This is a genomic window from Pseudomonas sp. NPDC087697 (genome assembly GCF_044743155.1).
Classification (GTDB): Bacteria; Pseudomonadota; Gammaproteobacteria; order Pseudomonadales; family Pseudomonadaceae; genus Aquipseudomonas.
The window spans coordinates 57,853-67,486 of sequence record NZ_JBIUVW010000036.1 but is presented as its reverse complement, the minus strand read 5'-3'; the positions used below and the strand labels follow the sequence as shown (position 1 = coordinate 67,486).

10 protein-coding genes are annotated in these 9,634 nt (G+C 58.5%); 5 read left to right on the top strand and 5 right to left on the bottom strand.

Going from position 1 to position 9,634, the window contains the following annotated elements; genetic code table 11:
• The 3 genes from rho to ACIPIN_RS21520 all read left to right on the top strand — a co-directional run.
• On the top strand, positions 1 to 1,114 hold a 1,114-nt coding region (gene rho / locus ACIPIN_RS21530; protein WP_401121850.1), incomplete at its 5' end, for a transcription termination factor Rho.
• A gap of 142 nt (positions 1,115 to 1,256) precedes the next feature.
• Positions 1,257 to 2,723: a 4-hydroxy-3-polyprenylbenzoate decarboxylase gene (gene ubiD / locus ACIPIN_RS21525; protein WP_123426241.1), complete on the top strand. Its 1,467-nt coding sequence runs from the start codon at positions 1,257 to 1,259 to the stop codon at positions 2,721 to 2,723.
• On the top strand, positions 2,723 to 3,700 hold the full coding sequence (locus tag ACIPIN_RS21520) for a CDP-6-deoxy-delta-3,4-glucoseen reductase (protein ID WP_401121848.1): 978 nt from the start codon (positions 2,723 to 2,725) through the stop codon (positions 3,698 to 3,700). The genes ubiD and ACIPIN_RS21520 overlap by 1 nt, the downstream gene beginning before the upstream one ends.
• Here the strand turns inward: ACIPIN_RS21520 and ACIPIN_RS21515 are convergent.
• The gene (locus ACIPIN_RS21515; protein ID WP_401121845.1) at positions 3,697 to 4,176 is read right to left on the bottom strand and encodes a sn-glycerol-3-phosphate transporter; all 480 of its coding nucleotides are present in this window, start codon (positions 4,174 to 4,176) and stop codon (positions 3,697 to 3,699) included. The genes ACIPIN_RS21520 and ACIPIN_RS21515 overlap by 4 nt on opposite strands.
• A gap of 342 nt (positions 4,177 to 4,518) precedes the next feature.
• Between ACIPIN_RS21515 and ACIPIN_RS21510 the strand changes: the two genes are divergently transcribed.
• Positions 4,519 to 5,157: a gamma-glutamylcyclotransferase gene (locus ACIPIN_RS21510; protein ID WP_401121843.1), complete on the top strand. Its 639-nt coding sequence runs from the start codon at positions 4,519 to 4,521 to the stop codon at positions 5,155 to 5,157.
• Here the strand turns inward: ACIPIN_RS21510 and glpT are convergent.
• The 3 genes from glpT to ACIPIN_RS21495 all read right to left on the bottom strand — a co-directional run bounded on the left by glpT (position 5,154) and on the right by ACIPIN_RS21495 (position 8,366).
• Positions 5,154 to 6,503 (bottom strand): glycerol-3-phosphate transporter, encoded by a 1,350-nt coding sequence (glpT, locus tag ACIPIN_RS21505; protein WP_401121841.1) that lies wholly within the window; start codon positions 6,501 to 6,503, stop codon positions 5,154 to 5,156. The two genes, ACIPIN_RS21510 and glpT, sit on opposite strands and share 4 nt — an antisense overlap.
• 219 nt (positions 6,504 to 6,722) lie before the next feature.
• Positions 6,723 to 7,337 carry a flagellar basal body-associated protein FliL gene (locus ACIPIN_RS21500; protein WP_401121839.1) on the bottom strand — a complete coding sequence of 205 codons (615 nt, stop codon included), beginning with the start codon at positions 7,335 to 7,337 and terminating at the stop codon, positions 6,723 to 6,725.
• Positions 7,338 to 7,388: 51 nt separating this feature from the next.
• Positions 7,389 to 8,366, bottom strand: coding sequence for an NADPH:quinone oxidoreductase family protein (locus ACIPIN_RS21495; protein WP_401121836.1), 978 nt, complete (start codon positions 8,364 to 8,366; stop codon positions 7,389 to 7,391).
• Positions 8,367 to 8,517: 151 nt separating this feature from the next.
• On the opposite strand from ACIPIN_RS21495, the gene ACIPIN_RS21490 reads away from it, so the two are divergent.
• Positions 8,518 to 8,934, top strand: a complete 417-nt coding sequence (locus ACIPIN_RS21490) for a flagellar basal body-associated protein FliL (RefSeq protein WP_401121834.1) — start codon at positions 8,518 to 8,520, stop codon at positions 8,932 to 8,934.
• Positions 8,935 to 9,076: 142 nt separating this feature from the next.
• Here ACIPIN_RS21490 and ACIPIN_RS21485 read toward each other — a convergent pair whose 3' ends face one another.
• On the bottom strand, positions 9,077 to 9,529 hold the full coding sequence (locus ACIPIN_RS21485) for an EVE domain-containing protein (protein ID WP_401121831.1): 453 nt from the start codon (positions 9,527 to 9,529) through the stop codon (positions 9,077 to 9,079).
• Between the last annotated feature and the right edge of the window lie 105 nt (positions 9,530 to 9,634).

The window sequence follows — 9,634 nt, the reverse complement described above, 5'->3', positions numbered from 1 at the left end:
CTCCGGTGATGGCGTGCTGGAGATTCTCCAGGACTGCTTCGGCTTCCTCCGCTCTGCAGACGCCTCCTATCTCGCCGGCCCAGACGATATCTACGTCTCGCCGAGTCAGATCCGTCGCTTCAACTTGCGCACCGGTGACACCATCGTTGGCAAGATCCGTCCTCCAAAGGAAGGCGAGCGTTATTTCGCACTGCTCAAGGTCGACACGATCAACTACGATCGTCCCGAGAACGCGAAAAACAAGATTCTCTTCGAGAACCTGACCCCGCTGTTCCCGACCGTGCGCATGAAAATGGAAGCCGGTAACGGTTCCACCGAAGATTTGACCGGTCGTGTCATCGACCTGTGCGCCCCGATCGGTAAAGGCCAGCGCGGTCTGATCGTTGCTCCGCCAAAAGCGGGCAAGACGATCATGCTGCAGAACATCGCTGCCAACATCGCTCGTAACAACCCTGAAGTTCATCTGATCGTGCTGCTGATCGACGAACGTCCGGAAGAAGTAACCGAAATGCAGCGCACCGTGCGCGGCGAAGTGGTTGCCTCGACGTTCGACGAGCCGCCAACCCGCCACGTGCAGGTTGCCGAAATGGTGATCGAGAAGGCCAAGCGCCTGGTTGAACACAAGAAAGACGTGGTCATCCTGCTCGACTCCATCACTCGTCTGGCACGTGCCTACAACACCGTGATCCCGAGCTCCGGCAAGGTCCTCACCGGTGGTGTCGATGCCCACGCCCTGGAGAAACCAAAGCGTTTCTTCGGTGCTGCGCGGAACATCGAAGAAGGCGGCTCGCTGACCATCATCGCTACCGCGCTGGTTGAAACCGGCTCGAAGATGGACGAAGTGATCTACGAAGAGTTCAAAGGCACGGGCAACATGGAACTGCCTCTGGATCGCAAGATCGCTGAAAAACGCGTCTTCCCGGCGATCAACATCAACCGTTCCGGCACCCGCCGCGAAGAGTTGCTGACCGCCGACGACGAGTTGCAGCGCATGTGGATCCTGCGCAAGCTCCTGCATCCTATGGATGAAGTCGCTGCCATCGAGTTCCTGGTCGACAAGCTGAAACAGACCAAGACCAACGATGAGTTCTTCCTGTCGATGAAACGCAAGTAAATCGATCGGGCTCAACAAAAAGCCGGGGAAACCCGGCTTTTTGCTATCTGTTCTTTGATGATTTGCCTGGTCACTCTTCTGAACGGGTGGGTTCGAGGCTAAACTCATGCCCCCGAACGCCACGGCCAAACGAGGCTTACGCATGCAGTATCGCGACTTGCGCGACTTTATCAGCGGCCTGGAACAGCGCGGCGAACTCAAGCGCATCCAGGTTCCGGTTTCACCAGTGCTGGAAATGACCGAGGTCTGCGATCGCACCTTGCGGGCCAAGGGCCCGGCGCTGTTGTTCGAAAACCCGACCGGTTATGACATTCCCGTGCTCGGCAACCTGTTCGGTACGCCTGAGCGCGTGGCTCTGGGTATGGGCGCCGAAGCCGTCAGCGAACTGCGCGAGATCGGCAAGCTGCTGGCCTTCCTCAAAGAGCCTGAGCCGCCAAAGGGTCTGAAAGACGCCTGGTCCAAGCTGCCGATCTTCCGCAAGATCATTGCCATGGCGCCGAAAGTCGTCAAAGACGCGATCTGCCAGGAAGTGGTCATCGAAGGCGATGACGTCGATCTCGCAATGCTGCCGGTTCAGACCTGCTGGCCTGGCGACGTCGGCCCGCTGATCACCTGGGGCCTGACGGTCACCAAAGGCCCGAACAAGGATCGCCAGAACCTTGGCATCTATCGCCAGCAAGTGATTGGCCGCAACAAGGTCATCATGCGCTGGTTGAGCCACCGTGGCGGCGCGCTGGACTATCGCGAGTGGTGCGAGAAGCATCCAGGCCAGCCGTTCCCGGTGTCCGTGGCGCTGGGCGCCGACCCTGCGACCATTCTGGGGGCCGTTACGCCGGTGCCGGACAGCCTGTCCGAGTACGCCTTCGCCGGCCTCTTGCGTGGTAACCGCACTGAGTTGGTGAAGTGCCGTGGCAACGACCTGCAAGTACCGGCCACCGCCGAGATCATCCTCGAAGGTGTGATCCATCCGGGCGAAATGGCTGACGAAGGGCCTTACGGCGACCATACCGGCTATTACAACGAAGTCGACAGCTTCCCGGTGTTCACCGTCGAGCGCATCACGCACCGTATCAAGCCGATCTACCACAGCACCTACACCGGCCGTCCACCGGATGAGCCGGCGATCCTTGGTGTGGCGCTGAACGAAGTGTTCGTGCCGATCCTGCAAAAGCAATTCCCGGAGATCACCGACTTCTACCTGCCGCCCGAAGGCTGCTCGTACCGCATGGCCATTGTGACCATGAAGAAGCAGTATCCCGGCCATGCCAAGCGGGTAATGCTCGGTGTCTGGTCGTTTTTGCGACAGTTCATGTACACCAAGTTCGTTATCGTCACTGACGACGATATCAACGCCCGCGACTGGAACGACGTGATCTGGGCCATCACCACGCGCATGGACCCCAAGCGCGATACGGTGATGATCGATAACACGCCGATCGACTACCTCGACTTCGCCTCGCCGATTTCCGGCCTGGGTTCGAAGATGGGGCTCGATGCCACGCATAAATGGCCCGGTGAAACCACCCGCGAGTGGGGCCGGGTGATCGTCAAGGATGAGGCGGTGACACGCCGGATCGATGCCATCTGGAATCAGTTAGGAATAGATTGATGCGTGTAACCTTGCAGCCGTCCGGAGCAGTGCTTGAGATACTGCCCGGCGAGCGGATTCTCGATGGGGCGCGGCGCCTGGGCTATGAGTGCCCGCAAAGCTGTCGTAATGGCAACTGTCACATCTGTGGCGCGTTGCTGGTCGAAGGTCGGGTCGAGCAGTCAGGCGATGTGCGCGACCACGGCGAGTTCTACACTTGCATAGCAGAGCCGCTGGAAGACTGCATCGTATTGTGGGATGGCGTCCTTGCGCTGGGAGAACTGCCGGTGCGCAGCCTGTCGTGTCAGGTCACTGAATGCGTAGACGTTGGCGGTGATACCTGGCGGGTTCGACTGCGGGCTCCGGCCGGCAAGCCGCCGCGCTATCACGCCGGGCAGTACCTGCTGATCGAGCGCGAGAATGGCGAAAAATCTGCCTTCTCATTAGCCTCGGCACCACACTCGGGGCGAGATCTGGAAATTCATGTGCTGGCGCGCGAAGCCAGTGCACTGAGCCTGATCGAGCAGTTGCAGCGCAATCGCATGGTGCGGATCGAAATGCCATTCGGCGATACGCATTTGGCCGAGTTGCCTGACAGCCCGCTGGTGTTGATGGCCGCGGGTACCGGCATGGGGCAGATCCACAGCCTGATCGAGCATTGCCGGGCCAAGGGCTTCAAATATCCGGTGCATTTGTACTGGGGCGTGCGGCGACCGGAAGACTTCTATCAGATCGAACATTGGGATGAATGGCTGAAGCTGCCCAACCTGTTCCTGCACAAGGTCGTCAGCGATCTGTGCGGTTGGGAAGGGCGTTGTGGCATGTTGCACGAGGCGGTTTGCGAGGACTTTCCCGACCTGAAATCCCTGCATGTGTACGCCAGTGGTTCGCCGGCGATGGTTTACGGCACCCTGGACGCCTTGGTCAACGCCGGGATGGACGCGCACCAGATGCGCGCCGACGTCTTCGCTTACGCGCCTCGACCGCAAGCAAGCTAGAAACGCACGCCAGTGGTAATCATGGCCGCGTTGAAGCCGAGCAACACCAGCTCGGCCGCTACCGGACCGTAATAAGCGCCGAGTGATGGAATGATCACCGGCGCTACGCCGAAGTGGTTGAGGGGAATCTTGTCCTTGTACTCGCCGCTGTAACCCTGGAGTAAGCCACCGGTCAGCTTTACATACACCGGATAGTTGGCGCTCTCGTAACGCTTCCCCGCATAGGCGTAATACGAACGCTGGCTGAACGAGTTGCGAAAAGTCGCCGCGCCAAACAACCAACCGGACGCATCATTGCGTTCAAGGCCGATCAGGTCCTGATTGTCATTGTGGTCGGGGTCTGGCGAATAGTGTTTGGTGTAGAGGCTGGTTTGCAGGTACCAGAAACCTTTGTCTTCTTGAGTCGGGTTTTCTACTGCCAGCGCCGGGGTGGCCAGCGCCAGTAACAGCAGACCGTAAATCTGTAGGTTTTTCATCTTGCGACCTCTATTGAGCAATTCGGCGTGCGCCTGTGGAGGCTGCTATACGCCTGCATTCAAAGAAGGGGCGGCAGGGTATCAGACGAATACGTCAGAAAGATCTGTTAAGTGACCGTTGATTCTGAACGGAGGCAAGGCTTATGCATATTTCATTCGGGTATTTAAGATGTTTTCAAAAGAGTATTAAGCTATATGTCAGGCTGTTTCATGGGTGTAGTCCTTGATATAGAGGGGTCATACGTCCTTTAGCACTTTTCGTTTTACGTTTACTGCTATATGTTCTATGACGTTAATCTTGCTTACATCTTGTAATACTTGTGGGGCCGAACACCATTCACTATGACCGCCATTGAATCTAGTTGTTTGAATCTGGCTTACCCTCCGCGGCTCGATCTGGGCGCGCAGCTGACTCACGAACAATTGCTCAGCTCGATGCAGGCCACCATGGCCCGGCACAAGGGCGGGCCAGTCTGGTTGTTCGCTTACGGTTCATTGATCTGGCGCCCGGAATGCACGGCGGTCGAACGGGTGCGCGGGCGCGTGCATGGTTACCATCGTGGTTTGTACCTGTGGTCTCACGAACACCGGGGTACGCCGGAAATGCCGGGACTGGTATTTGGCCTGGATCGGGGAGGTTCATGCAGCGGCTTTGCCTACCGGTTACCCGAGGAGCAATTGGAAGCATCGCTGTACGCGCTTTGGCAGCGCGAAATGCCGGTGCCGTCTTATCGCCCGCACTGGCTCAATTGCCGGCTGGAAGACGGAAGCAAGGTTCAGGCATTGGGGTTTGTTTTGGAGCGGCACCTGCCCAGCTATGCCGGCAACTTGCCAGACCATGTGCTGAGCCAGGTGTTCGAAAGCGCTTGCGGGCGTTACGGTACCACTCGCGATTATGTCGAGCAGACCGTACATGCCCTGCGTAGCCACGCCATGCCAGACCGGAATCTGGAGGCGCGGCTCAAGCGCTGCAAGGCTTAAGCGAGCGCTTCACGACCCTGACTGGCGACTTGCTTGTGCCACAAGGTCGGTGCCAGGCAAGCCATCGCCAACAGACACGCACCGACCAGCAACACGAAACCGCCATCCCAGCCGAAATGGTCCACGGTGTAGCCCATCGCTGCACTGGCCGCGACCGACCCGCCCAGATAACCAAACAGGCCGGTGAACCCTGCAGCAGTGCCGGCGGCTTTCTTCGGTGCCAGTTCCAGTGCTTGCAGACCGATCAACATCACCGGGCCATAGATCAGGAAGCCGATGGAGAACAGCGCGATCATGTCGACGGTCGGATTGCCGGCCGGGTTCAGCCAGTAAACCAGAGTCGCCACGGTCACCAATGCCATGAACACCATGCCGGTCAGGCCACGGTTGCCACGGAAGATCTTGTCCGACATCCAGCCGCACAGCAGCGTGCCCGGGATACCGGCCCACTCGTAGAAGAAGTACGCCCACGAGGTTTTATCCACGTCGAAGTGCTTGGCTTCCTTCAGGTAGGTCGGCGCCCAGTCCAGTACGCCGTAGCGCAGCAGATAGACGAAGACGTTGGCCATGGCGATGTACCAGAGCATTTTGTTGCGCAGCACGTACTTGACGAAAATTTCCTTGGCGCTGAATTCGTCTTCGTGGCTGGCATCGTAGCCTTCCGGGTAATCGTTCTTGTATTGCTCGATGGGCGGCAGGCCTACCGATTGCGGGGTGTCACGCATCACCATGAAGGCAAACACCGCCACCAGCAAGGCCACGGCGGCCGGGACGTAGAACGCCGCGTGCCAGTCGTTGAACAGGCCCATGCCGAGCAGGAACAACGGACCGATCAGACCGCCGCCGACGTTATGCGCAACGTTCCAGACCGAAACTACACCACCCCGTTCTTTCTGCGACCACCAGTGCACCATGGTCCGGCCACTTGGCGGCCAGCCCATGCCCTGGGCCCAGCCGTTGATGAACAGCAGGATGAACATCATGGTCACGCTGGACGTTGCCCAGGGTGCGAAACCGAAAATGAACATGACCCCGGCGGATACCAGCAAGCCGAAGGGCAGGAAGTAACGCGGGTTGGAACGGTCCGACACCAGGCCCATCAAAAACTTCGACAAGCCGTAAGCAATCGCAATCGCCGACATCGCCAGGCCCAATTGGCCACGGGTGTAGCCTTCGTCGATCAGGTACGGCATGGCCAGGGAGAAGTTTTTGCGCAGCAGGTAATAACCCGCATAGCCAAAGAAAATCCCGGCGAAGATTTGCCAGCGCAAGCGCCGGTAAGTGCTGTCTACGTGTTCTTCAGGCAATGGAGCCTGATGTGCGGCAGGACGAAAAAAAGCAAACATTCAAGAGCTCCAAATTTCTTGTTTTGACTGCGGATGCGAATGTTACAGTTTCATTACCGAAAATAGCACTGCTTCTCATCTGTCAAATTGGAGCAAATGAACAAAGTCGCATGTTCTTTTATGAACATGTCGCTCAGGTGTAAGGGAGTGGGAGCGTGAGTTGTTTTGTGCACCAGATCAGGATGGATCCGGTGCAAGGGAGGGGGGTGATCCCGATAATCAGCTGCCATCACCGGGCAACAGATGTTCCTGGATCTTCTGGCTATGGGATTCGACCAATTGCCCCTGGTCATCGAAGCGCAATACGATCAGCCAGTCATAGACGTCCTCTGGCCAGGATTTCTGCCCGGTCAACGCTTGGCCATCGCCGCCGAACGCTTCGATCAAATTGTCGATATGCCCGTGATGCCAGGCTATCAATAGGACCGAGGCCTGGTTCTTCTTGCTCAGCGATTTGACCAGTTTGTCGACTTCTTCATCGGCATAGGGTTGCTCGATCGGAATGTGCAGACGCTGCGATAGCGGTGTCAGGGTCAGCCGTGGTCGCGCGCTGGACTTACTGTCGCTGGTGGCGATCAGTCGTTGCGGTACCAGGTTCTTGCCGCCCAGTTGCAGCGGGTCGAAATAGTGCGCATAAGCCTCTGCGCGCTGCTCGCCACGAGGGCTCAACCCGGTACCCTGATCGGGCTTTTCCGCGTGTCGGACGATCAGCACCGTGACATTTCGCAGACCCTGGGCCGCCTTGTCACTCTGATTTGCCGGTGTCTGCGTTGAAATCACCAGTGCAGGCAAGACAGCCAGGCCCAATAACAATTTGCGCAGCATCATGCTCATCCTCCGTCCTGTGATGGGTAAACAGACTCGAAGAGTAGCAGGGAGTCTTGTTCACCGTACCTGCACGACCACCTTTCCAACGGCCTTGCGCTGGCCCAGATCGTTGATGGCGTTGGCGGCCTGAGCCAACGGGTAAACCTGCGACACCAGAGGCTTGAGCTTGCCTTCGGCGAACCAGCCAAACAGTTGCTGGAAGTTTGCGGCGTTGTCTTGCGGCTGGCGTTGGGCAAAGGCGCCCCAGAACACGCCAACCACGGCTGCACCCTTGAGTAGGGCGAGGTTTACCGGCAGTTCCGGGATGCGTCCGCTGGCGAAACCAACCACCAGCAGGCGACCGTTCCAGGCAATGGCGCGGATCGCCTGATCGAACAGGTCGCCACCCACCGGATCGTAGATCACGTCGGCACCGTTGCCGTCGGTCAGACGCTTGATTTCGTCCTTGAGGTTGGCTTCGCTGTAGTTGATCAACTCATCGGCGCCGGCGGCCTTGGCTACTGCGAGTTTCTCGGCGCTGCTGGCGGCGGCGATGACCCGGGCGCCCATGGCTTTACCGATTTCCACGGCGGCCAGGCCAACACCACCCGAAGCGCCGAGCACCAGCAGGGTTTCCCCCGGTTGCAGGTTGCCGCGCTGTTTCAGGGCGTGCATCGAGGTGCCATAGGTCATGCTGAAGGCGGCGGCGGTGTTGAAGTCCATGGACGGCGGGATGGGCAGCACGTTGTAGCCCGGCACCGCGACTTGCTCGGCAAAGCTGCCCCAGCCGGTCAGTGCCATGACCCGGTCACCGACCTTGAGATGGCTGACTTTTTCGCCCACCGCGCTCACCACGCCAGCGGCTTCACCGCCCGGCGAAAACGGGAAGGGCGGCTTGAACTGGTATTTGCCCTCGATGATCAGCGTGTCCGGGAAGTTAACCCCGGCCGCATGCACATCCAGCAGGATTTCGTTCTTCTTGGCGACAGGACTGGCGACTTCTTCCAGCACCAGCGATTCGGCAGGGCCGAAGGCTTTGCACAGCACGGCTTTCATCAGGGCTATTCCTTTGGGAGTGATGGCCGATAAGTGTAGGTGTGTGAGTCAACGGGTCAACGAGCATGCCCGACCCTGATAGTCAGCCATAAGCTTTGTGCTTGGGCTGCGGGTCGTTATGCTAGGCCGCAAACCGGATGAGGAGCGAATTGTGAAAGCGTGGATCATGTTGATGCTGGCCCTGTCTCTGCCTGTGGCAGCGATGGCCGAAGAAGCCAAAGAAGCCAAAGAAGGCGAGGCGCCGAAAGTCAGTTATATCAGCCTGACCCCGCCGTTCGTGGGCAACTACGGGCTGGATGGCACCCCGAAGCTCAAGGTCTACAAGGCTGACGTGGCGTTGCGGGTAACCGGTGAGGAAGCCATCAAGGCCGTGAAGGCCAACGAGCCGTTGATCCGTAATCAGCTGGTGGCACTGTTCGCCCAGCAAACCACCGAGGCCATGAACAACGTCGAGGCGAAAGAGAAGTTGCGTCAGGAAGCCTTGAAGCAGACCCAGCAAGTGATGAATGACGAAACCGGCAAACCGGTGGTTGACGACCTGTTGTTCAACAACCTGATCATTCAATAAGCCTTCGCTGTTAGGGCGGGCCTCTTCGCGAGCAAGCCCGCTCCCACAGTTGCTCTCCAGTGGCTGCAGGTTTTGCATTCGGCGCAGATCTAATGTGGGAGCGGGCTTGCTCGCGAAGGCGTCCTGGCAATCGCTACATCGTTCACGCTCGTAAAGCAATCACCGCCGCCCACTGCTCGGCCGTCACCGGCATCACCGACAGTCGGGAGCCTTTCTGCACCAGCGGCATCTCTGCCAGTGCCGCCTGTTGTTTCAGATAGTCGAGCTTCAGCACTTTAGGAAATGTCTCGACGTGAGCGACATTGATCGCGCTCCAGGCATTTTTCTCGGGCGTGGCCTTGGGGTCGAAATAAACACTCTCCGGCTCCAGCGCCGTCGGGTCCGGATACGCCGCTTCAATGATTCGCCCGATCCCGGCGATGCCCGGCTCGGGGCAGCTGGAGTGATAAAAGAAAAACGCGTCGCCGACGGCCATGGCCCGCAAAAAATTACGTGCCTGGTAGTTGCGAACGCCGTCCCAGCGGGCTTCGCCGAGCTTCTCCAGGCCTTTGATCGAGAGCTCGTCGGGCTCGGATTTCATAAGCCAATAGGCCATCTTTTTTGCTCCGAAAGAGGTGGCCGGGAAAGTTGCCCGACAATTTTATGACAAACCGACGGTCGGTTGACGCCAGCGTTTGCGTGTCGCTTCACGTTACCGCAA

Excerpts from the sequence above, each read along its gene's own strand:
- ACIPIN_RS21520 (WP_401121848.1), top strand. The coding sequence starts at position 2,723 with ATGCGTGTAACCTTGCAGCCGTCCGGAGCAGTGCTTGAGATACTGCCC.
- ubiD (WP_123426241.1), top strand. The coding sequence starts at position 1,257 with ATGCAGTATCGCGACTTGCGCGACTTTATCAGCGGCCTGGAACAGCGC.
- ACIPIN_RS21510 (WP_401121843.1), top strand. The coding sequence starts at position 4,519 with ATGACCGCCATTGAATCTAGTTGTTTGAATCTGGCTTACCCTCCGCGG.
- glpT (WP_401121841.1), bottom strand. The coding sequence starts at position 6,503 with ATGTTTGCTTTTTTTCGTCCTGCCGCACATCAGGCTCCATTGCCTGAA.
- ACIPIN_RS21500 (WP_401121839.1), bottom strand. The coding sequence starts at position 7,337 with ATGAGCATGATGCTGCGCAAATTGTTATTGGGCCTGGCTGTCTTGCCT.
- ACIPIN_RS21485 (WP_401121831.1), bottom strand. The coding sequence starts at position 9,529 with ATGGCCTATTGGCTTATGAAATCCGAGCCCGACGAGCTCTCGATCAAA.
- ACIPIN_RS21515 (WP_401121845.1), bottom strand. The coding sequence starts at position 4,176 with ATGAAAAACCTACAGATTTACGGTCTGCTGTTACTGGCGCTGGCCACC.
- ACIPIN_RS21495 (WP_401121836.1), bottom strand. The coding sequence starts at position 8,366 with ATGAAAGCCGTGCTGTGCAAAGCCTTCGGCCCTGCCGAATCGCTGGTG.